The organism is Synechococcus sp. J7-Johnson, assembly GCF_024345795.1.
Taxonomy (GTDB): domain Bacteria; phylum Cyanobacteriota; class Cyanobacteriia; order PCC-6307; family Cyanobiaceae; genus Regnicoccus_A.
In genome coordinates this window covers 1-19,741 of sequence record NZ_JAGQBU010000016.1, presented here as the reverse complement: position 1 = coordinate 19,741, position 19,741 = coordinate 1, and the positions used below count along the sequence as shown (strand labels likewise).

Annotated in this window: 24 protein-coding genes; 18 read left to right on the top strand and 6 right to left on the bottom strand. The window is 64.0% G+C overall.

What is annotated here, in order from left to right:
- Window position 1: 1 nt before the first annotated feature.
- The 4 genes from KBY93_RS09560 (at window position 2) to KBY93_RS09545 (ending at window position 4,591) form a co-directional block, all read left to right on the top strand.
- The gene (locus tag KBY93_RS09560; protein ID WP_255094111.1) at window positions 2-1,816 is read left to right on the top strand and encodes an SLC13 family permease; all 1,815 of its coding nucleotides are present in this window, start codon (window positions 2-4) and stop codon (window positions 1,814-1,816) included.
- 100 nt (window positions 1,817-1,916) lie between these two features.
- The gene (locus tag KBY93_RS09555; protein WP_255094110.1) at window positions 1,917-2,552 is read left to right on the top strand and encodes a peroxiredoxin; all 636 of its coding nucleotides are present in this window, start codon (window positions 1,917-1,919) and stop codon (window positions 2,550-2,552) included.
- Between the two features lie 165 nt (window positions 2,553-2,717).
- A complete protein-coding gene (locus KBY93_RS09550; RefSeq protein WP_255094108.1) occupies window positions 2,718-3,422 on the top strand; it encodes a TrkA family potassium uptake protein in 705 nt (234 codons plus the stop codon).
- 20 nt (window positions 3,423-3,442) lie between these two features.
- The gene (locus tag KBY93_RS09545; protein ID WP_255094155.1) at window positions 3,443-4,591 is read left to right on the top strand and encodes an anhydro-N-acetylmuramic acid kinase; all 1,149 of its coding nucleotides are present in this window, start codon (window positions 3,443-3,445) and stop codon (window positions 4,589-4,591) included.
- Between the two features lie 16 nt (window positions 4,592-4,607).
- On the opposite strand, the gene KBY93_RS09540 is transcribed toward KBY93_RS09545, so the two are convergent.
- Window positions 4,608-4,937, bottom strand: a complete 330-nt coding sequence (locus KBY93_RS09540) for a ribbon-helix-helix domain-containing protein (protein ID WP_255094107.1) — start codon at window positions 4,935-4,937, stop codon at window positions 4,608-4,610.
- Window positions 4,938-5,029: 92 nt separating this feature from the next.
- Here KBY93_RS09540 and KBY93_RS09535 point away from each other — a divergent pair, with 92 nt between their 5' ends.
- The 3 genes from KBY93_RS09535 to KBY93_RS09525 all read left to right on the top strand — a co-directional run bounded on the left by KBY93_RS09535 (window position 5,030) and on the right by KBY93_RS09525 (window position 6,144).
- Window positions 5,030-5,359: a hypothetical protein gene (locus KBY93_RS09535; RefSeq protein ID WP_255094105.1), complete on the top strand. Its 330-nt coding sequence runs from the start codon at window positions 5,030-5,032 to the stop codon at window positions 5,357-5,359.
- Window positions 5,360-5,499: 140 nt separating this feature from the next.
- Window positions 5,500-5,622 (top strand): hypothetical protein, encoded by a 123-nt coding sequence (locus tag KBY93_RS09530; RefSeq protein ID WP_255094104.1) that lies wholly within the window; start codon window positions 5,500-5,502, stop codon window positions 5,620-5,622.
- Window positions 5,623-5,886: 264 nt separating this feature from the next.
- Entirely contained in the window at window positions 5,887-6,144 is a 258-nt protein-coding gene (locus KBY93_RS09525; protein ID WP_255094103.1) for a hypothetical protein, read from the top strand.
- A 27-nt stretch (window positions 6,145-6,171) separates the two neighbouring features.
- On the opposite strand, the gene KBY93_RS09520 is transcribed toward KBY93_RS09525, so the two are convergent.
- The gene (locus KBY93_RS09520; protein ID WP_255094162.1) at window positions 6,172-6,348 is read right to left on the bottom strand and encodes a hypothetical protein; all 177 of its coding nucleotides are present in this window, start codon (window positions 6,346-6,348) and stop codon (window positions 6,172-6,174) included.
- A 98-nt stretch (window positions 6,349-6,446) separates the two neighbouring features.
- On the opposite strand from KBY93_RS09520, the gene KBY93_RS09515 reads away from it, so the two are divergent.
- The 3 genes from KBY93_RS09515 to KBY93_RS09505 all read left to right on the top strand — a co-directional run bounded on the left by KBY93_RS09515 (window position 6,447) and on the right by KBY93_RS09505 (window position 8,989).
- Entirely contained in the window at window positions 6,447-8,210 is a 1,764-nt protein-coding gene (locus KBY93_RS09515) for an ABC-F family ATP-binding cassette domain-containing protein (RefSeq protein ID WP_255094102.1), read from the top strand.
- 158 nt (window positions 8,211-8,368) lie between these two features.
- Window positions 8,369-8,584, top strand: coding sequence for a hypothetical protein (locus tag KBY93_RS09510; RefSeq protein WP_255094160.1), 216 nt, complete (start codon window positions 8,369-8,371; stop codon window positions 8,582-8,584).
- 132 nt (window positions 8,585-8,716) lie between these two features.
- Complete coding sequence (locus tag KBY93_RS09505) at window positions 8,717-8,989, top strand: hypothetical protein (protein WP_255094159.1); 273 nt, start codon at window positions 8,717-8,719, stop codon at window positions 8,987-8,989.
- Between the two features lie 95 nt (window positions 8,990-9,084).
- Here KBY93_RS09505 and KBY93_RS09500 read toward each other — a convergent pair whose 3' ends face one another.
- Entirely contained in the window at window positions 9,085-10,224 is a 1,140-nt protein-coding gene (locus KBY93_RS09500) for a trypsin-like peptidase domain-containing protein (RefSeq protein WP_255094100.1), read from the bottom strand.
- Between the two features lie 297 nt (window positions 10,225-10,521).
- Between KBY93_RS09500 and KBY93_RS09495 the strand changes: the two genes are divergently transcribed.
- The 3 genes from KBY93_RS09495 (at window position 10,522) to hrpB (ending at window position 14,175) form a co-directional block, all read left to right on the top strand.
- Complete coding sequence (locus KBY93_RS09495) at window positions 10,522-10,830, top strand: DUF2973 domain-containing protein (protein WP_255094098.1); 309 nt, start codon at window positions 10,522-10,524, stop codon at window positions 10,828-10,830.
- An 81-nt stretch (window positions 10,831-10,911) separates the two neighbouring features.
- Window positions 10,912-11,295 (top strand): hypothetical protein, encoded by a 384-nt coding sequence (locus tag KBY93_RS09490; RefSeq protein WP_037979909.1) that lies wholly within the window; start codon window positions 10,912-10,914, stop codon window positions 11,293-11,295.
- Between the two features lie 285 nt (window positions 11,296-11,580).
- On the top strand, window positions 11,581-14,175 hold the full coding sequence (gene hrpB, locus KBY93_RS09485; RefSeq protein WP_255094097.1) for an ATP-dependent helicase HrpB: 2,595 nt from the start codon (window positions 11,581-11,583) through the stop codon (window positions 14,173-14,175).
- A 1-nt stretch (window position 14,176) separates the two neighbouring features.
- Here the strand turns inward: hrpB and KBY93_RS09480 are convergent, their stop codons facing one another.
- A complete protein-coding gene (locus tag KBY93_RS09480; protein ID WP_255094096.1) occupies window positions 14,177-14,908 on the bottom strand; it encodes an HAD family hydrolase in 732 nt (243 codons plus the stop codon).
- Window positions 14,909-15,193: 285 nt separating this feature from the next.
- Between KBY93_RS09480 and KBY93_RS09475 the strand changes: the two genes are divergently transcribed.
- From KBY93_RS09475 to KBY93_RS09455, 5 genes are all read left to right on the top strand, one after another.
- Entirely contained in the window at window positions 15,194-15,340 is a 147-nt protein-coding gene (locus tag KBY93_RS09475; protein WP_006172180.1) for a chlorophyll a/b-binding protein, read from the top strand.
- 187 nt (window positions 15,341-15,527) lie between these two features.
- Window positions 15,528-15,710 carry a hypothetical protein gene (locus KBY93_RS09470; RefSeq protein WP_255094158.1) on the top strand — a complete coding sequence of 61 codons (183 nt, stop codon included), beginning with the start codon at window positions 15,528-15,530 and terminating at the stop codon, window positions 15,708-15,710.
- Window positions 15,707-16,909, top strand: coding sequence for an exodeoxyribonuclease VII large subunit (xseA, locus tag KBY93_RS09465; RefSeq protein WP_255094095.1), 1,203 nt, complete (start codon window positions 15,707-15,709; stop codon window positions 16,907-16,909). Before KBY93_RS09470 ends, xseA begins: the two co-directional genes overlap by 4 nt.
- Complete coding sequence (gene xseB / locus KBY93_RS09460) at window positions 16,906-17,166, top strand: exodeoxyribonuclease VII small subunit (RefSeq protein ID WP_255094094.1); 261 nt, start codon at window positions 16,906-16,908, stop codon at window positions 17,164-17,166. The genes xseA and xseB overlap by 4 nt, the downstream gene beginning before the upstream one ends.
- A gap of 77 nt (window positions 17,167-17,243) precedes the next feature.
- On the top strand, window positions 17,244-17,606 hold the full coding sequence (locus KBY93_RS09455; protein ID WP_255094093.1) for a DUF2834 domain-containing protein: 363 nt from the start codon (window positions 17,244-17,246) through the stop codon (window positions 17,604-17,606).
- 544 nt (window positions 17,607-18,150) lie between these two features.
- Here KBY93_RS09455 and KBY93_RS09450 read toward each other — a convergent pair.
- Together KBY93_RS09450 and KBY93_RS09445 are read right to left on the bottom strand one after the other, a co-directional pair.
- Window positions 18,151-18,486 carry a glypican gene (locus KBY93_RS09450; protein WP_255094092.1) on the bottom strand — a complete coding sequence of 112 codons (336 nt, stop codon included), beginning with the start codon at window positions 18,484-18,486 and terminating at the stop codon, window positions 18,151-18,153.
- Window positions 18,470-19,504, bottom strand: a complete 1,035-nt coding sequence (locus KBY93_RS09445) for a YihY/virulence factor BrkB family protein (protein ID WP_255094090.1) — start codon at window positions 19,502-19,504, stop codon at window positions 18,470-18,472. Before KBY93_RS09445 ends, KBY93_RS09450 begins: the two co-directional genes overlap by 17 nt.
- Window positions 19,505-19,741: the final 237 nt, after the last annotated feature.

Below are 19,741 nucleotides of genomic sequence, written 5' to 3'. Positions count from 1 at the left end.
CATGGACGACCTGCTTCAGGCCGCCCTCCAGCCCCAGGCCCTGATCACCCTGATGGTGCTGGCCCTGGCGATCGTGCTGTTCATCACCGGCTGGCTTGCCCCAGAAGTCACGGGTCTTCTGGTCGCCGGTCTGTTGATGGCCACAGGAGTGCTCAAACCCGCTGAAGCCCTGGAGGGATTCGGCAGTCCTGCTCTGCTCACCGTGCTGGGCCTGTTCGCGCTCTCGGCGGGTCTGTTTCGCTCCGGCGGCCTTGATCGACTGCGAGGGATGATCGGCTCCGATTCGGTGCGAACCCCAAAGCGGATGATCGTGCTGCTTACCACCTTGGTGGCACCGGTCTCCGCCTTCGTGCCGAACACCCCGATCGTGGCCTCCTTGCTGCCCGTGGTCGAGGGCTGGTGCCATCGCCGCGGAATCTCGCCTTCGAAGGTGCTGCTGCCGCTCTCGTTCGCCACGGTTCTGGGCGGCACGCTGACGCTGATCGGCAGTTCGGTGAACCTGCTGGCCAGCGAAGTCAGCAGCAAGCTGGGTTACGGCGCTTTCGACCTGTTCAGCTTCACACCGATCGGAATCGGGGTGTGGCTGGTGGGCAGCCTGGTGATGGTGCTGCTCTCCGACCGCTTTCTGCCGGATCGCGGCAGCGACGATCGCGACCTGGCGCGCAGCTTCAGCAGCAGCGGATACCTCACCGAAGTGATGATCCCCGCGCGCTCCGAGCTGGTGGGGAAATCCCTGCATGGCACGCGCCTGCAGCGGCGTTTCGACGTCGACGTGCTCGAAATCCATCGGAATGCGGAGCGCTTCACCCCACCGCTGGCCGACCGCAGCTTGCTGGAGGGGGATCGCCTGGTGCTGCGTTGCACCCGGGACGACCTGCTCAGGCTGCAGCAGGACCACACCATTGTTCTTGCTCCTGTTCCTGAATCCGAAGAAGCCGAATTGGCGTCCCAGTCCTTGGCCAATCTGCGGATGGTCGAGGTGCTCCTGCCCGCCGGCTCGACCCTGGCCGGGGAAAGCCTGCGCGATCTGCGCTTCCGCCAGCGTTACAACACCACCGTTCTGGCCCTGCGCCGCGGCAATGAGGTACTGCGCGAGCGGCTTGGCAGGGCAACCCTGAGGGAGGGCGACGTGCTGCTGCTGCAAGGACCCCAGGACGCCATCCGCGGTCTTCAGGCCAACAATGACCTGGTGGTCCTCGAGCAGATCGAAGACGATCTGCCCACCGTGAGCCGCAAGGGCATCGCCATGGTCATCGCCGTCCTGGTGATCGTGTTGCCCACCTTGAAGCTGCTGCCCCTGGTGGCGGCGGTGCTGCTGGGCACCGTGGCGATGGTGGCCACCGGTTGCCTCCGCACCGGGGAACTGCTGCGCTCGATCCGGCTGGATGTGATCCTTCTGCTCGGATCGCTGGGCAGCTTCAGTGTTGCACTGGAGAAGACCGGTCTGGCCGAAGCGATGGCCAAGTCCCTGCTGATCGGCCTGAAGAATTGGCCGATCTTCTGGGCCCTCGCCGGGGTGTTCCTGTTCACCACCCTGCTCACGGAGGTGATGAGCAACGCGGCCACAGTGGCAATGGTGATTCCGATTGCGGCCAAAGTCGCCATCGGCCTCGGCCTGCCGCCAATGGCCTTCATCTTCACGGTGCTGTTCGGCGCCAGCCAGAGCTTCCTCAGCCCGGTGGGCTATCAGACCAACCTGATGGTGTTCGGACCGGGCCGCTATCGCTTCCTCGATGTGGCCCGCTACGGATTCCCCCTCACCGTGGTGATGACCCTTCTGGTCCCCTGGCTGGTCTGCAGACAGTTCGGGATCTAGGCCCTCCGGTGCCTAACCTGTACCAGGCAGGGATGCGGCCGCGGCAGCGCGCCCCTTCCCGCACAATCCTTTTCCTCTCCCTCCCAACAAGCTTTTTCCCATGACGCTGCAACTCGGCGACACAGTGCCCGATTTCACCCAGGAGTCCCAACTGGGTCCGATCAACCTCTACGACTTCGCCGGCGACAGCTGGGTCGTGCTCTTCTCCCATCCGGCCGATTACACCCCGGTGTGCACCACCGAGCTGGGCGAGGTGTCACGCCTGCGCCCCGAGTGGGAGAAGCGCAACGTCAAAACGATCGCCCTGAGCGTGGATTCGGCCGAAAGCCACAAGGGCTGGATCGCCGACATCAACGAAACCCAGTGCACCGTCGTTGATTACCCGATCCTGGCCGATTCCGACAAGACGGTCAGCGATCTCTACGGCATGATCCACCCGAACGCCCTCAATAATCTGACGGTGCGCTCGGTCTTCATCATCGATCCCAGCAAGAAGCTGCGCCTGCAGATCACCTACCCCGCCAGCACCGGTCGGAATTTCACTGAAATCCTGCGGGTGATCGATTCGCTGCAGCTCACCGACCACCACCAGGTGGCCACACCGGTGAACTGGAAAGATGGTGAGGACTGCGTGGTGGTGCCCTCGATCGCCACCGAGGACGCCCGCGTCAAGTTCCCCAAGGGAGTCACCGAGATCAAGCCCTACCTGCGCATGACCCCCCAGCCGAACAAGTGATAATCAGCCAGCCTGAGTGGCCACGGCCTGCCAGCTGGCTTTTCGCACCCCCCTCTCTCCCGCCTGCGGCGGGATTTTTTTTTGGCCAGTCGCAGGCAGATGTCAGGCCGAGCGGCGACCGGTGGGCATGGGCCACAGAATGGCGCCGCACACAGATGAGCCTTGATGACCAACTGGTGGCGCTGGCAAGGAGCCGGAACGGCCGCACCGGACAGTTTCGCGGTGATCGGGGTAGGGCGTTTCGGCACAGCCGTCTGCAAGGAGCTGGTGCGCTGCGGCGCCGAGGTGCTGGCGATCGACAGGGATCAGCGCGCCATTGACGCTCTGCGGCAGGTCGATCCAGCCATCGAGGCCCGCGCCCTCGACTGCACCGATGAAGAGGCCCTGCGGGAAGCGGGCGTTCTCGACCTCACCACTGTGGTGGTGGGCATCAGCGAGCCGATCGCTGCCAGCATCACAGCCACCTTGATCGTCAAAGACAGTGAGGGCAGCAAGGTGAAGCAGGTGATCGCCCGGGCCACCAGCGATCTGCACGAGAAGATGCTGCGCCGGGTGGGGGCCGACAAGGTGGTGTTCCCCTCGCGCATGCAGGGGGAGCAGCTGGCCCGTCAGCTGGTGCGCCCCAACCTGCTGGAGCGGCTCAGGCTCGACGATCGCAACAGCATTGAGGAGATCAAGGTGCCCCAGGCCTTCATCGGTCGCTCCCTGCGCGATCTGAACCTGCGCAAGAACTATGAGGTGAGCGTTCTGGCCGCCGGTCCGGAGAACCGGCTCTCGGTGAATCCACCGGCCTCGCACGTGCTCAGCGAAGGGGATCTGCTGGTGGTGATGGGAACTGTTCAGGCGCTCGAAGGCCTGCCCCAGCTGTGAGGGTCCCTGGGCGGCCCAGCCTGGTGCTCGGGCTGATGAGCGGCACCAGCGCCGATGGGGTGGACGCGGTGCTCGCCAGTTTCCAGCCCCCTCTGGCGCGCCCCCGTTGGCGTGTGCTCAACCAGTACTTCTATCCCTACCCCAGCGATCTGCGGGCCCAGCTGATCGCGGTGGGGCAGGGTCAGCCATTGGCGGCGTCCGCGCTGCTGGATCTGGCCGAAGCCGTCAGCGAAGCGCAGGCCGAGTGTGCCCGCCGCTGTGATCCAGACGGCCGCGCCGAGCTGGTGGGCTGCCATGGCCAGACCATCTGGCACCGGGCACCCCAGGGGGGACGGCGTGGTGCCAGCTGGCAGTTGCTGCAGGGGCCACTGCTGGCCCAGCTGCTGGAGCGGCCGGTGGTGTTCGATCTGCGCGCATCCGACCTGGCCTTGGGGGGCCACGGTGCTCCGCTGGTGCCAGCGGCGGATGACGCCCTGCTGCCACCGATCGGAGGCTGGCGCGCTGTGCTCAATCTCGGAGGGATCGCCAATCTCTCCTTGCTGCCGCCAGCCCAGGGACCGGAGCGCCACCAGCCGGTACGCGGCTGGGACTGCGGCCCGGCCAACAGCCTGATTGATCTGGCAGTGAGCCGCTTCAGCCATGGCAACCTCAGCTACGACAAAGGGGGAGCCTGGGCCAGTCGGGGCACGGTGCAGGAGGAGCTGATCCAGTCGTGGTTGAGGGAGCCCTTCTTCCAGCTACCGCCGCCGAAATCCACCGGCCGGGAAGATTTCGGCCTGCCGGATCTGGATCGGCGCCTCGTGGAGCTTGAGCTGCGGGCGGTGGCCGCTGGAGCCCCCCTCGAGCCCGCCGATGCTCTGGCCACCCTCACAGCCTTCAGCGCAGCGGTGGTAGCAGCCGATCTGCGCCATGGGCCGCGGCCGCTGGAGCTGGTGGTGGCCGGAGGCGGAGCCCGCAACGGGATGCTGATGGATCAGCTCAGGCGGCGCTGCCGGGGACTGTGGGTACGCCCGCTGGCGGAGCTGGGCCTTGATGAGGCCGCCCGTGAGGCCCTTGGCTTTGCCCTGTTCGCCTGGTGGCACCAGCATCGGCATGCCGGGGCCCTGCCCTCGGTGACTGGGGCCAGTCGGGCAGCGGTGATGGGAGTCAGGGCCGATCCCAGCCTTTGAACTGCTGGGAGAGCATTCAGGCGCTGGAGCGGGGCAACCGCAGACTCCGCGGCAGCCCCCGCAGCCGGCGGGGCTGCCTGCTCTCCTGGCGTTCCAGGACCTCGCGGAAGCGTTCGGTGGGCCTGCCGGTGCCGCTGGCGCGCTCGCCCATCCCCGGGGAGGGCGGAGCCACTGCCTGCTCAAGGCTGTCGAGTCCCCGCTGGATCAGCACCTTGGCCATGTTGCTGACGGTGCGGGACTCGGCCTCGGCCGCTGCGGTGAGGCGGTCACAGAGCCCCTCAGGCAGCACCACCTGAATACGGGGGGACTTGGGGCGGCCACTCGTGGAGGTCTGGCGAGTGGCCACAGCGGATCAGATCCCACGCGTTACACACCAGTGTACAGAGATCCCAACGGATAGTATCCGGCACTAAGATTGAGACGCTCCGAGCACGAGCCATGCCCAACAGCGCGCTCACGTCGGCGGCGGGACAGACCCCGAAGCCGCGTCGCACAAAGGAGCGTCAAGGCTCCCCAGGGACCCCCAGCGCGCGCGCGGCCGGCTCCAGCAATGTCGAAGTTTCGGCGGTGATCAGCACCTACCTGCTCACCCATCTGCATCACGTGCTGCAACGCGCCGAGTTCAACGCCCTTCAGGAGGGGCGCCAGCCCCTGGCCGCCAATTACGCCCAGTTGCGCCAGCTGCTCTGCCTGGAGGCCCGAAGCCTGGAGAGCCCCGCCGCCGGTCCCGAATCGAGCGAATCAGTGAAGCCGCCGCAGGCTGCCTGAACGCCCTTCGAGCTGGGTACTCCCATTGGCCAATGGGTCAGCGGCAGCATGCCAAGACCAGGACAGGGGGCCATCCCCCAAGGCAGTCATGGTGAGCTACGACAGCCTCCAGGCACTGGGCATCCTCCTGCTGGTCCGTCATGTCTGGCGACGGCTCCGGGGACAACACCCTGGCGAGCCTGGCCTACGGCTTCGACAGCGAGGGACGACTGCGCCGATCCAGGAATCATTCCAGCCTGCGGCTGCTCCTCTTGGAGCACTGAGGCAAAGGGGATTCGATCAACAAAGGCCTTGTCGTCAGCGAGGTCGAGGTTGTGCTGATCCTCGATGCCGACACCGAATTGCCCCAATGATCAATTCCGGAGCCTGCCCAGCCAGCTCTGGGGTTATTCCAGCAGCCTGAGTCGGCGCCGGTCGTGGTGACACCTCCAACAACCAACAACAGCCAACAAATGCTCGCTACCACTGAAGAGCCGCCATAAGGTGCCAATCAGACAGCTCCGGCAGCCACCGCCAGGCCCGCACCCATGACCGAGCACCCGCCCGAACCGGCCGCCGCGGCCAATGCCGCCGCGCTCTACGAGCGGATTCGCTCCGATGAGGCCCTCACCCAGTCCCTGTTCCGCCAGGCACTGCAGGACCCCAAAGGCACGATCGAGCGGATCATCGCCATGGGAGCCGACTTCGATCTCCCCGTCACCGAGGCGTCGGTTCGGGAGCATCTGGCCTCCCTCGACGATCTGGACAGCAAACAGTGGCTGATCAAGGCCCGCGGCGGGCTCTAATCCAAGGAGGGTCGTCCCTCGCTCTGCTCAGGGCAGCCGCCGGCCGCCGGGGGCGGCTGGCTCCGCCTGGATGGCAGGAACCTGACGAGGTGTCTGGCGCAGCTCACGGCCACCCTGGGCCCAGCTGAAGAACAGCCAGTAGCTCACGATCGCCAGTCCAGCTGCCACCACAAGCGCCGCCACCTGCTCAAGACGTTTCACCATCAAGTGAGGTGGGGGGATGGGTTTGTCAGTCTGCCCCGCAGCCGATCGGATCCGCCCTTTGGGGATGGATCAAGCCACCGCGATCGGGCCGAGCGGAGATGATGACGTTTCACAGCCGATCCGCCCAAACCGTGCTCCGTCTGGAACGTGTCTCAAAGATCTACCCCACCGGCGAGGTGCTGCGGGATGTCACATGGGAGGTCAAGTCCGGGGACCGGGTCGGTCTGGTGGGGGTGAATGGGGCAGGTAAATCCACCCAGCTGCGACTGATCGCCGGCCTGGAGGAACCCAGCACGGGCCAGGTGGTGCGCCAGGGAAATCCCCGCATCGCTTACCTGCGCCAGGAGTTTGACGTGGATCTGGAGCGCAGCGTTCGTGAGGAGCTGTTCCAGGCCTTCGGCGAGGCTGCCGACGTGTTGATCCGCCAGCATCAGGTGGAGCACGAGATGGCCAGCGATCAGGCGGCGAGCGATCCCCACCACCTCGATGAGCTGATCCATGAACTGGGCAGGCTTCACAGCCGCTTCGAAGCACTGCACGGCTATGAGCTCGATGCTCGCATCGACAAACTGCTGCCCACCCTCGGCTTCACCCCCGAGGGGGCCGAAGAGGCGGTGGGGGCATATTCCGGCGGCTGGCAGATGCGCATCGCCCTGGGCAAGATCCTGCTGCAGGATCCGGACCTGCTGTTGCTGGATGAGCCCACGAACCACCTGGACGTGGAGACCATCCAGTGGCTGGAAGGGTATCTGCTTGAGCAGGAGGTCCCCATGGTGGTAGTCAGCCATGACCGAGCCTTCCTCGATCGGGTCTGCAATCTGATCGTCGAAACGGAGCGGGGCGTCTCGCGCACCTACCTGGGCAACTACAGCCAGCACCTGGAGCAGAAGGCCCTGGAGCGGGAAGCCAGTCAGGCCGCCTTCGATCGCCAGCAGAAGGAACTGGCCAGCCAGCAGGCCTACATCGACCGCTTCCGCGCCAGCGCCACCCGCAGCACCCAGGCCAAGAGCCGCGAGAAGCTGCTGGAGAAGGTGGAGCGGATCGAGGCCCCGCTCGAGGGACTCTCAGGCCCCCGCTTTCAGTTCCCGCCAGCACCTCGCTCGGGGCGCCAGGTGGCCCTGATCGAGGACCTCACCCACAGCTACGGGGAGAAGATCCTCTTTCTGGGCGCCGATCTGGAGGTGGAGCGGGGGGATCGCATCGCCTTCGTCGGTCCGAACGGGGCGGGCAAATCCACCCTGCTGCGCCTGGTGATGGGGCTGGAAGCCCCTGACGGGGGCCGGGCCGGCCTGGGTGAGCACAACGTGGTGGCGGGGTACTTCGAGCAGAACCAGGCCGAAGCCCTCAATCTCGAGCGCACTGTCGTCGACACCCTCTTCGAGGCCGTGCCCGACTGGACCCAGACCCAGGTGCGCTCGCTTCTGGGCAATTTCGGCTTCAGCAACGACGACGTGTTCAAGGAAGTGGGCCAGCTCAGCGGCGGTGAGAAGGCCCGTCTGGCCCTGGCGCTGATGCTGCTGACCCCCTCCAACCTGCTGGTGCTGGATGAACCCACCAACCATCTCGACATTCCCGCCAAACAGATGCTGGAGTCAGCTCTGCAGGACTACGAAGGGGCCGCGCTGATCGTCTCCCACGACCGCTACTTCATCTCCCAGGTGGCCAATCGCATTGTGGAAGTGCGGGACGGCGAACTGGTGCTGTACCGCGGCGATTACCCCTATTACCTTGAGAAAAAAGCTGAAGAGGCCGAAGCCGAAAACCGCGCCCAGCAGGACCGGGTGAAACAGGCCCGCCAGGAGGCCAACCGGCAGAAGCAGAAAGACAAGAGCCAGGGGCGCCGCGCCCGCTCCGGCAGCTGAACGGATCGGCCAAGAGCAGCCTTCAGCCTTGAATCAGCAGAATCTCTAAAGCAAGCACAAACAACTTCATCCTTCAGTAGGTAAGAAGACTCAATTATCTGGACCCACCGGAATGATCTCCATATCCTGACCATATCCCCATTCCCCAGGTCCGGCGCATGACCAATTCCTTCGGCCATCCCTTTGCCAGCCCAGGCGGAACAGGCTCTCTGCAACCTGCTGCAGGCCTGATGATGACAACCACTGCCGCCAGCTTCGGCCACGATGAAGGCGGTGATTCGGTGGAGAGCTACTTCGAGTGCATCACCACCTGCTCCCTCGACGATGGCGAGTGCATCACCCACTGCGTGGAGCAGCTTCGGGAGCACCACTGAGGCTTTCCGCCAGCGCCTGCCCCATGGGCAGACGCTGACAAAAAACCGGTAACTCTGTACCGGTCGATACGCGAGCACCCGAAACACTTCGTAGCATTGGTGTGGCTTCACTGCCCCGTCGCGATGCCTCGTATGTCCGAACCGCTCGCCCTCAGCCTCGGCCAACAATTTGAGCTGGAGCGCATGACCCGCATGATCGATTCCACTGGGGACCCCCAGTCGCTGCGGGGTCTGGCCAAGCAGTTACTGCAGGCCTGGCATACCCAGAAAGCTGCTACGGAATGGATCATGCGCCAGCAGCTGGGAAACCCGGGTCACTTCGGAGGGATGGCAAAGTCCGCTGCCGGAACCTCCGTCGACAGCTCCTCCCAGACGAAAGTCAACGGCTCAATGGATGTGCTCTGAACCGGAGCGAGGGTTTCGTCCCGATTCAGTGCAGAGGAGGGGAGTCCATGGGCCCCATGGTCATCCCCTCGTTTGCGTGGGCTTCACGCTGGTGCTTACCTGGCTTGGCCTCCCCCACTCTGCATGCCGGTAGGCACCACCTCCAGCTGAACCGGGGTCCCGCCACGCATCACCCTGAGCGCCATCGGCCGTCCCACACCATTGGCCTCCACCGCTTCCACCATCTGAGACGGACCGTTCACCGGCTTGCCTGCCGCCGCAACGATCACGTCTCCACTGCGCAGACCGGCTCTTGAGGCCGGGCCTCCGGGCATCACTGAACGCACCAGCGCACCCCCATTGAGACTGCGCTTCATTTCGGGGGGAAGATTATCGAGCCCGACTCCGATCATCGGGTGGCTGACCCGGCCTGTGGCCAGAAGTTGAGTGGCGATCTCTCGAGCCCGGTTGATCGGGATGGCAAAGCCCAGGCCTGCCCCCGGACCAGAGCGCACCAGCGTGTTGATCCCCACCACTTCACCGTCGGCGTTGAGCAGGGGGCCACCGGAATTGCCCGGATTGATCGCCGCATCCGTCTGAATCAGATCCAGCCGCTTGTCGGTGATGCCCAGCTTGGCCACGTTGCGGTTGAGGTTGCTGATGATGCCCATCGTCACCGTGTTGTCGAGGCCAAAGGGGTTCCCTACCGCAATCGCCCAGTCACCCACCTGAAGAGCATCGGAATTGCCCAGAGGGGCGACCGGCCACGGGCCTGGCTCCATCAGCCGCACCAGAGCCAGATCGGTGACGTTGTCCAGGCCGATCACCTTCCCCTCCGTGCGCCGGCCATCTTTGAGCCCTACATAGACCCTGTCGGTTTTCTCCACCACATGGGCGTTGGTGAGGATCAGCCCATCGGACTGGAAGATCACGCCGCTGCCCTGGCCACGCTCCGTGCGCTGACTCGGCTGCTGGGCCTGGGGGAAGAAGCGCCTGAAGAATGGATCGAGCATCATTCCAGGCGGTAGTCCGCCGCTGCCCGGGCGAACCACGGTGCGCTCGGTGTCGATCGTGACCACCGCGGGCCCTGAGCGGCGCACGGCATCCGCCACGAACGACTGGCGAGACAGGGACGCCGCAGCCGCAGGCCTGGCCTGGGCGAGGAGGGGAGCGACCGGTAGCAGCGGGGTTCCCAGCAGCAGGGCCAAGGGCAGTACAGGACGCAGGGACCGATGCCAGAAGAAGTTCTTCGTCATCACGTCAGGAGTGCTCTCGTTTTTTGGACCGTAACGGCAATGGCGGGCTGCACGAAAGGCCGGTCAGCCGCCAAGGTGTGACGAAGTGCAGCGGGTCAATCCACCCAGAGGGCCTGGCAACCACCTAGAGTTTACAAAGATTTACAGAAATCCATGGATACCAGTTCGTTTCTGCTGATTTTTCTTGCCTTCGGTGCCGCTTGCAGCAGCCTTTGGGCCTGGAAGATCGCTCAGGGAGCCACATCCAGGCAATGATGAGGGTGTGAACGGGATTCCCCCAGCACCGCCGAGCCGCCGATGGCACAGTTGTTGTCTCAGATCTTTCCGATCCTCTACGGCGCCTGCGTGCTGCTGCTGCTCTGGCAAGCCTTCAAGGTGATGGCCAGGGGCTTTTCAGCTGTGCCTCGCCCGGGTGATACAGCTTCATCCGCACCCATGGGTCCACTCCCGGCTGACGATCCTGAAGCGAATGGAGACCGCACCGGCAGGCTCACCATCCACCCCGAGCTGCTTGATGCCGATGGGCAGATCACATCCGAGGATCTGCTCACAGTGCGCTTCGGTGGCGACAACGACTCCACCAGGCTTCCGGCCCAGTCCGACTGATCCGGCCCCTTCATATCTTGGAGCGACCCGTCCGGCTGGTACAACCGGTTGGCGAACCCGAGTTCTGGCGGAGGCCGAGAATTGGATCAGAAAACACGCATCGTGGCGGCTGTGCTGCGTGGCCTGAAGCTGCCGCCCCGCTTCCGCCTTCACCTGATCAAGGACGATCCGATTCGTCTGGAACTGAGCCTGACTCCTGCCTACGGCAAGGACCCGATCCTGGTGGGGCTGGTGGAGTCGCAGGATCTGGTAGCCCGTCGCGACCGGGAAGGTCGAATCCCCCGCGACCTGCAGGGCACCTGGGACTGGACCGTCCGCCACGGCAAAGTGAGCACAGGTGGCTGGAACCCGTATCTCAAGGAGGCCCTGCAAACCATGTTCGAAACAGGTCTGCCGGCGATTGTCTACGAGGAAACCACCGGAGAGGCATACCACCCGGTGGATGGGGCCCGTCACGTGCGCTGATCGGCGGCGCTTCGGATCTGTGGTCATTCCAACGTGTGGCGACGAAACGTGGCCATCAACACCAACCACCCCACCGGGCGGCGTTAAAACTGCAGTATCCACTTCTTCCGATTTTCTTCATGTCCTCTCTGGGCCTGTCCGTCGGGCCGCTTGTGCGCTTGCTGGCCTCCCTGGGATTGCTCAGCACCGCCCTGCTGGCCATCGTTCTGCGGCTCCTCGGCTGAGCTGTCAAGAAACTCTCGAGATGGCTTCGCCGGCGGGAGCCATCTCCCCCCGCTGAACTCCATGGGCTTCCCCTGCAGCCGCCACGGGGAAGCGTTGCCGATCGACCCGCTTCTGCCGGAGATCCTGCACCAACTTCCCCCCGGCGGCACCCTTCTTCTTCAGGCCCCGCCCGGGGCTGGCAAAACCACCCGCGTCCCGCTGGCCCTGTTGCAGCACCTGGCCTCAGACAACGGCGAGGTGGGAATCATTTTGATGCTCGAGCCGCGTCGGCTTGCAGCCAAAGCCGCAGCAACCCGCCTGGCTGATGCCCTCGACGAGCCGGTGGGCGCCACGGTCGGATATCGCGTGCGGCTGGAGCAGCGCTGCTCCAAAACCACCCTCCTGGAGGTGCTCACCGACGGACTGTTTCTGCGCCGCCTTCAGGACGACCCGGCCCTCAGCGGCGTGGTGGCGGTGATCTTCGATGAGTTCCACGAGCGCCGCACCGACGCCGATCTCGCCCTGGCCCTGCTGCGGGAGGCCCGTGCCCTGCTTAATCCCCAGCTGCGCCTGCTGGTGATGTCGGCCACACTCAACCTCGAACCCCTCAGCCAGCAGCTGCCGGAGGCGGTGGTGCTCAGCAGCGAGGGACGCAGCCATCCCGTGGAGCTGCACCACCAACCGCCGCGGGAGCGGGAGCCTCTGGACCGCCAGGTGGTGCGTGCCCTGGAGAGCCACTGGCTGCAGGACGAAGGCGAGGCCGGTACGGCCCTGGTGTTTCTGCCGGGCCAACGGGAGATCCAGCAGGCGCTGCGGGCGATCGAATCCACCAGTTGGGGCCAGCGGGCAGAGCTCCACGCCCTGCACGGTGGACTGTCCCTGGCGGCCCAGAGCCGTGCCATCGGCGCCAGCCATCACCTGGGCGGCAAGGTGGTTCTCACCACCTCCATCGCCGAAAGCTCCCTCACGATCGAGGGGGTTCGCCTGGTGGTCGACAGTGGCCTGAGTCGGCGCAGCCGCTTCGATCCCCGCACCGGCATGGACGGGCTGGTCACCCTGCCCGCCAGCCTGGCCAGCGCCGAGCAGCGCAGGGGACGGGCCGGTCGCCTGGGACCCGGCCGCTGCGTGAGGCTCTGGTCGGCCGCGGAACAGCAACAGCGGCCGGCCTACGACCCGCCCGAGTTACTGGAGGCCGACCCCTTGCCGCTGGTGCTGCAGCTTGCCCGCTGGGGGGCCGGCCTCGGGGAAACGTTGACGTGGCTGGACCCGCCGCCGCAGGCCACCCTGCGTCAGGGTCTGGAGGTGCTCACGCAGCTGGGTGCCGTCGACCTGCAGGGGATCCTCACCGCCCATGGCCGTGCCATGGCCCAGCTGGGACTCCATCCCCGCCTGGCTCACATGCTGCTGGAGGGCCAGCGCCTGGGGAGGGCGCAGCTGGCTTGCGAGCTGGCAACGCTGCTCAATGAACGCGACCCTCTGGCGGGCCAGGGGGCAGGCGCCGATCTGATGGCCCGCCTCGACTGGCTCCGCCAGGACCGCCCAGACCCCCGGCGCGGCACAATCAGGCAGCTCTGCCGGCAGCTCCAGCAACAGTTGCAGGGGAATCGCGGGCCTGACCGCGCAGGAGCATCAGCCGCCACCACACCCCGAGCAATCGTCTCCTCTCCGGCAGAGGCTGAGACAGCGGCGTTGCTGCTGAGCTGTGCCTATCCAGAGCGGATCGCCCTTGCACGCCTCGAGGGGCAGGGTCGCTTCCTCATGCGCAGTGGCCGGGGCGCCCAACTGCCGACCCACGACCCCCTGGCGAGCCACACCGTGCTGGCGGTGGCCGCGGTGGACAACAGCGGCAGCGACGTGCGCATCCTGCAGGCCTTGCCCCTGTCGCGCCAGATCCTGGAGGCACTCCAGGCCGAGCAGGGCTGCCAGCTGCCGCTGGTGAATTGGCAGCCAGCCGAGCGCAGGGTGAGGACCGTCATCGAGCGGCGACTCGGGGCCCTGGTGCTGGAGCGTCGCCCCTGGGACAATCCACCCGAAGCGGCTGTGCTGGCGGCAATGCTGGAAGGCATCCGTTCGCTCGGTCTGGGGGTGCTGCCCTGGGACAGGGACAGCCGTGAACTGCAACACCGGCTCAACCTGGCCCATGCTCGCCGGGGTGCGCCCTGGCCCGATCGCAGCGAGCTCGCACTGGAACGAGATCTGGAGCAGTGGCTGGGGGATCAGCTGAGCGGCCTGCGTGCCCTGGACGAGCTTCGTCAGCTCGACCTGAAGGAGGGACTCTGGAGAGGGTTGGCCTGGGAGCAACGCCAGGAGCTGGAGCGCCTGCTCCCCAATCAGGTCATGCTTCCTACCGGACGCTGGGCCCGACTGGAATACGGCAGTGGCGAGCCTGTGCTCGCCGTGAAACTTCAGGGACTGTTCGGTCTCAGCGAAGGGCCCAGAGTTCTGGAGGGTGAGCTGCCGGTGAGCCTGCATCTGCTCTCCCCAGCCAGACGGCCGGTGCAGATCACCCAGGACCTGGGAGGTTTCTGGCGGGGAAGCTACGCCCAGGTGCGCCGGGAGCTGCGGGGGCGCTACCCCAGACATCCCTGGCCCGATGATCCGGCTCAGGCGGTGCCCACTGCCGCCACAAGCCGGGCCCAGGCCCGCAGCACTAAGGGGTCGACCGGTGGGCCATGAGTCAGTCGAAGAGATGGGCGAAACCGAAGTGGTGGAGCCCCTCGACGATGCCATCGCAGCCATGGCCAGCCGCGGCGAAGGTGGCTGGCAAGGCGGGCAGATGGCGACGCAGGGCTGGCTCGGCATTGCCCACCATGATCCCGGCAAGGCCGGTCTGAAACATGGCCAGATCATTGAGGCTGTCCCCGGCTGTCACCACCCGCCGCGGGTCAAACTCCAGCCAGTTCAACAGCTCCAGCATGGTGGAGCCCTTGTTGACCCCGGCTGGCAGAACATCGAAGTAGCGACCGCCGGAGAGCAGACAGTCGACACCCTCGGCCTCCAGACGGGGCACCAAACCATGGTCAAAACTCCCAGGGTCATAGTCGTAGGCGAGACGTCGATCGACACTGATGGGCTGGGGACTCAGGCCTGGCTGCCCGCGCAGCAGGGGCTCGAGCCGCTGCTGCAGCCCCTGCCAGCGACGCTCGATCGGATCGACCGCCAGTGGCACGAGCTCGAGGCTGGCGCCGCAGGCCACCGTGCAGCCCACATCACTGATCACCAGGTGGGGAGCCCCGAGCCCCAGCCGCGGTTCCTGCCTCAGCAAGCGGGCCACCGAGCCAAGGTCACGGCCCGTACAGAACACATGCAGGACCTGCTCCCGGCGCGATCCCAGCCAGTCGTAGAGCTTCAGGCGACCGGCAATGGTCCCCTCCAGCAGCGTGCCATCGAGATCCGTGACCAGGACCAAGTCCGGGCTGCTGGGTAGTGGAGCGGACAACTGCCGTTGCAGACGCCGTCGTCGTGTGCCGACGGGAACGCTGGTCATTGGAGCTTCCACAGCCAAACAGGGTCGGCGCTCCCACAAGGCGGCGGCTGCCTGCCCTTCGCCAAGCAAGCGATCAGGGACGGGAAAGAGCCTGCCTGGAAGCCGGCCGATCCATAGGCGGGAAATCCGAACACCGTCATTGACTTCGGCCAGGCGTCAAGACAGCTCCAAGATTCGTTACGATCTGACGGTCCACTGGATACACCCATGTCTGACGCCACCCAACCCCGCTTTGGTTTCGTCAACTTTGCTGAAACCTGGAACGGCCGCCTGGCCATGCTCGGTTTCGTGATCGGCCTGGCCACCGAACTGCTCACCGGCCAAGGCATTCTCTCTCAGATCGGTCTGGGTTGAACCGCCGGGATCCAACTCGGCTTTCAGCTTTGGTTCGCTCAGGCAACCCCATCGTCTCCGTCAGGTGGAGGCGGTGGGGTTTTCAGTGGCTGGGGCCATCTCGGTTCCTGTTGTCGCTGAAGGCACAGACTCCATGCCATGGATCGTCTGAGCCGTCAGCCAGACTTATCGATTCCCTCGACAGATCGTGCCTTTGGCTCCGTTCTTCGTCAAGAACAGGCGTGATGGCTCACGCCTGTTGAGCACGGCCCTGGTGATCGCCACTACGGGGCTGATTCGTTTCGACCACCCGATCGGCCGCCTGCTCTTTCTGACGGCCTCGGCGATCAGCCTTTACTGGGGCTACTGCTACGGACGGCTGGAGCATTGACCCGTGTGACTTCCACCGGTGCCCCAGAGCTGGCAGCTGACACCAGTGGCCAGCCCCTGCCTCGTTACAGCGTCACTGACCTGAACCGCTCGATCGGCACCCTGCTGGAGCGAGGCTTCGCCCCCCGCTTTCTTCTGGAGGCCACAGTGTCGCGCCCGCAGCTGAAGAAAGGCCACCTCTGGATGACGCTGCTGGATGAGACCGCCTCGATTTCGGCAGTGGTCTGGGCGTCACAGCTGCCGCGCCTGACCTTCACACCAGCCGATGGTGATGGGGTGATCGTCGTAGGCAAGCTCAATTTCTGGGGGGCACGCGCCAGTCTCTGCGTCCAGGCCATCGACATACGTCCCAGCCTTAGCAGCGTCCTCCGCCAATTCGAGCGTGTCAGGGAACGCCTCGAGAGCAGCGGCCTCTTTGATCCATCCCGCAAGCGGCCCCTGCCTGAATGCCCTGCGGTGATCGCACTTCTCACCAGCAGCCCCAGCTCCGCCCTGGCCGACATGCTGCGTACCGCCGCCGAACGCTGGCCAGCCACGAAGGTCCTGGTGATACCGATCCCCGTACAGGGCGCCGTTGAGGCCAGCATCTGCACGGCCCTCGAGCTGGTAGCCCAGGCTGCCAAGCGCCTCGGCATCGAAGCGGTGGTATTGGCTCGAGGCGGCGGCAGCCGCGAAGACCTCGCCGTGTTCGACAGCGAAGAGGTGGCTCTGGCCCTGGCGGCCATGACCCTGCCGGTAGTCACCGGCCTTGGCCACGAAGACGACACCACGATCGCCGATTTGGTGGCTGATTACCGGGCCGCTACACCCACGGCGGCAATCGTGGCACTGCTCCCCGACCAGCGCACTCTGCGCCAGGAGCTACGGCAACGGCAGCAGCAGGTGCGACAGACCCTGCGCTGGCGAGTGGAGCGCGAACAACAAAAGCTGGCCGCGCAGGTCATGCTGCTGAAGCAACTTCACCCCCAGGCGGTATTGCAGCTGCAGCAAGCACATCTGCAGCAACGCCTGCAGCTACTGGAGGCTCTCTCACCCAGACAATTGCTCAAGCGTGGATTCTGTCTGGTCCGCGGAGAAGCCGGCCAGCTGCTGCGCTCAATCGAGCAGGTGGAAATAGGCCAGAGCCTGCGGGTTCAGTGGTTGGATGGAACCGCAGATGCCCGCGTCACCGAGCGTCGTCACGAGCACCGAGAACCATGAGCAACCGCAAGCGTCAGCCGCCGTCCCAGGATCCGATCGAAGACAACTGGCTGAAGGAGACACAGCAATTGACGTTTGCCCAGAGCCGCACGGCCCTTGATCTCACCCTGGCAGCACTGCAATCGGAAGAACTGGAAGTGGAGGCAATGGCCGGGCTTTACAGACAAGCCGTGGCCTACGCCGATCGCTGTGAGCAGGTCCTCCAGCAAGTGCAACAGCAGGTTGAGGAGCTAGACCTGATTTCCTTGGAATCCTGAGCATGACGCCAACGAACCATCAAGACAGCTCCATGTCCAGCGACAAAGCCACTGTTACTGATGGGCTCAACACGTCCATGATGCACACACCCTGGCTGCAGTGGATCTACCTCTCCCTGGCAGTGTTTGGTGCCATCTTCCCCTGGCTGGCCAACGTTCAATTCATTCGCGACTACGGCGATGCCTTCAACCTGGCTCAGTTCATCGAGTTGGCCAACGCCAACCCCGCGGCCCGATCTCTGTCTCGAGATCTGCTGATCGGAGCGACTGCCGTAACGATCTGGATCGTCAGCGAAACACGCCGATTGAAAATGCGCGGACTCTGGCTCGTATTGCTTAGCAGCGTAACGATCGCCTTCGCCTTTGCGGCTCCATTCTTTTTGTTTCTGAGGGAACGACGCCTATTGGAGATCAGCCGAGGCATCTCGACCAAGAGCTGATCAATCCGATATCCACTGAGCCCTCATCAACAGGCCGCCAATCAGGCTGAAGACCAGAGCCTGCTAAATTGGAGTTGGCTAATTTCATCTGGGTCTGCCAACTCTCAGCGAGAGTCAACATCTTTCGACTCAACATCAATAGTAACATCGCTCACATCAAGATTATCATAACTGGAGGCCTCTTCAGAGGGCACTACACCTTCTGGCCATAACCAACTCGTAAAGACCTTAGGCAGCGCTTGATCAACCGGACCAGACTGGGTGTTGTGGGTTCTAGAGGAGGCGTCAGCACTCGGAAGTGGGGCACCACAAGCGGGGCAGGTGGTCGTGGCCATGCTGCTGAGACCGCAGACCGTACAAGTGCGCACCCGCCGTCTCAGGAGCTGAAAGGCAAGGGCACCAGCTCCAGCCAGAAGCAAGGGCAGAAGCAGGACAGCCAGGGTCAGTCCGCCCAGCAGGTCGAGCAACAGCCGACTCAGCGGGGTGGGAGCAACCAGCAGCAGACCAGCCAACAGGATCAAGAACCAGGGCAACTGCCGGTTCATCAGCGTTGAAAGCGAGAATCACGCTCCAACCAGCGCTCAAGAGCAGCAAGCGCCTCTACTCCAGCCCAGGCACAGACAAGGGCGCCAACCAGAAAAGCAGCGATGAGGCCAGCCGCCATGAGCACTGGAACCAAAGTCAGGGTGAAGAACGTCCCCACGACACAGGCGCCAACACCAGCGCACAAAAGCAGGAGTGCTGTGGGGAGTGGACGCAAGGCAAGGCTTGATTTGGTCACCGCAGGATCAACACACTCCATCATCGTCGCCCATTCACGCCCATTGTTGAATGAGAGGCGGGTGCGGATCTCCGTAGATGCATCAAGTTGGCAGGTCATTGGGATTCTCCTCAGGAGGAGGTTCCTGAATGAGGCCAAGGCGAAGCCCAAAGCTTTCGGCCGTCATTGGACCTGCGGTTGCTAACACCACGCTGTAGGCCACGCCAAAATAGTAAATCAGCCCCAACAGCCACACCCATAGAGTCAGCACCAGTACCCCACCGATCAATCCATACGCCTGAAAGCGGGTGCCCAGAGAAACGATACTTCGCCCAACGGCAATATTCAGCAAGGTATACGCAGATCCAACAAGCATTGAGCCTGGCAGGAGCAAGTGCCAAGTGATCCGCCGGGAAGGCAATAACCGCAGCAGACCAAGAGACACCAATGAAGCAATCAGCAAAGACACCAGCAAATCAGCCAGCGCCGATACTGGGAACAGGTAGCGGTACACCCACGCAAGCGGTGCGGCCGTTAATCCACGCCAGGTTTCAAAGCCCATCAAGCGAAGGTTGACGGTCAACTGATCCATCACGAACAAGCTGCCGACGGCCAGCAAGAACATCGTGGCCTTTACCCGCAGCATCAGGAACCGCCTGGCCACGACCAAAATGTTCTGAACAACGGGCAGGGATGCCATCGCTCCCCGGGCACGAGAATCCCTTTCAAAGCGCAGGGACCAGAGATGATCAGTGCCGCGCTGCAGGCTGAGGTAGGCATTGCTGGCGGTAATCAACAACACAACCACACCTAGGAAGCCCGCCCCACCACGTTGCCTGTAAAGCTGTACCAAGGTCGATTGCACAACCCGCTGAGCGGAATCCGGTAATAGCTGGGATGTCCAATCGAGGATTTGGCCAGTCAATCCTTCGTCTCGCCCTAAGACCCAACTTGCAAGCGAAAGAATAATCAGAAGGACCGGAAAGAAGGATTGAAGGGTGTGATAAGCAAAAGCAGCACTTAGATCAACGCAGCCAAAGTGATTCCAGAGTCGACAAGACCACCAAATGCGACGCATGAACAGTTTCATCCACCACCCAGCACGCCCTACACTTTGATCGGCTTCCGAAGCATCCAAGTCTTGCCAAGCAGGTAAGCACCATTTTCAGCCTAAACGGTCCCTACCAGCCTGTCAGCGGCATGAGCCGAGGAGCGCAGGCACCAGCCCCCAGCGCTAGCCCAAACCCGAGCGCTACCTGACGCTACGCACAAAAAAAGCCACCCCAAGGTGGCTTTTGAACAAAACTGATCTCAGCAGCGCTGAAATCAGATGTAGAGCGTTCAGATTATTTTATCCTGGCATTGAGCTATTTTT

What these genes read in the sequence shown, in the direction of transcription:
- KBY93_RS09560 (WP_255094111.1), top strand. Translation starts at nt 2, where the DNA reads ATGGACGACCTGCTTCAGGCCGCCCTCCAGCCCCAGGCCCTGATCACC.
- KBY93_RS09510 (WP_255094160.1), top strand. Translation starts at nt 8,369, where the DNA reads ATGACCAATTCCTTCGGCCATCCCTTTGCCAGCCCAGGCGGAACAGGC.
- KBY93_RS09535 (WP_255094105.1), top strand. Translation starts at nt 5,030, where the DNA reads ATGCCCAACAGCGCGCTCACGTCGGCGGCGGGACAGACCCCGAAGCCG.
- KBY93_RS09450 (WP_255094092.1), bottom strand. Translation starts at nt 18,486, where the DNA reads ATGACCTGCCAACTTGATGCATCTACGGAGATCCGCACCCGCCTCTCA.
- KBY93_RS09525 (WP_255094103.1), top strand. Translation starts at nt 5,887, where the DNA reads ATGACCGAGCACCCGCCCGAACCGGCCGCCGCGGCCAATGCCGCCGCG.
- KBY93_RS09495 (WP_255094098.1), top strand. Translation starts at nt 10,522, where the DNA reads ATGGCACAGTTGTTGTCTCAGATCTTTCCGATCCTCTACGGCGCCTGC.
- KBY93_RS09455 (WP_255094093.1), top strand. Translation starts at nt 17,244, where the DNA reads ATGATGCACACACCCTGGCTGCAGTGGATCTACCTCTCCCTGGCAGTG.
- xseB (WP_255094094.1), top strand. Translation starts at nt 16,906, where the DNA reads ATGAGCAACCGCAAGCGTCAGCCGCCGTCCCAGGATCCGATCGAAGAC.
- KBY93_RS09555 (WP_255094110.1), top strand. Translation starts at nt 1,917, where the DNA reads ATGACGCTGCAACTCGGCGACACAGTGCCCGATTTCACCCAGGAGTCC.
- KBY93_RS09515 (WP_255094102.1), top strand. Translation starts at nt 6,447, where the DNA reads ATGATGACGTTTCACAGCCGATCCGCCCAAACCGTGCTCCGTCTGGAA.
- KBY93_RS09520 (WP_255094162.1), bottom strand. Translation starts at nt 6,348, where the DNA reads ATGGTGAAACGTCTTGAGCAGGTGGCGGCGCTTGTGGTGGCAGCTGGA.
- KBY93_RS09505 (WP_255094159.1), top strand. Translation starts at nt 8,717, where the DNA reads ATGTCCGAACCGCTCGCCCTCAGCCTCGGCCAACAATTTGAGCTGGAG.
- KBY93_RS09550 (WP_255094108.1), top strand. Translation starts at nt 2,718, where the DNA reads ATGACCAACTGGTGGCGCTGGCAAGGAGCCGGAACGGCCGCACCGGAC.
- KBY93_RS09500 (WP_255094100.1), bottom strand. Translation starts at nt 10,224, where the DNA reads ATGACGAAGAACTTCTTCTGGCATCGGTCCCTGCGTCCTGTACTGCCC.
- KBY93_RS09530 (WP_255094104.1), top strand. Translation starts at nt 5,500, where the DNA reads ATGTCTGGCGACGGCTCCGGGGACAACACCCTGGCGAGCCTGGCCTAC.
- hrpB (WP_255094097.1), top strand. Translation starts at nt 11,581, where the DNA reads ATGGGCTTCCCCTGCAGCCGCCACGGGGAAGCGTTGCCGATCGACCCG.
- KBY93_RS09475 (WP_006172180.1), top strand. Translation starts at nt 15,194, where the DNA reads ATGTCTGACGCCACCCAACCCCGCTTTGGTTTCGTCAACTTTGCTGAA.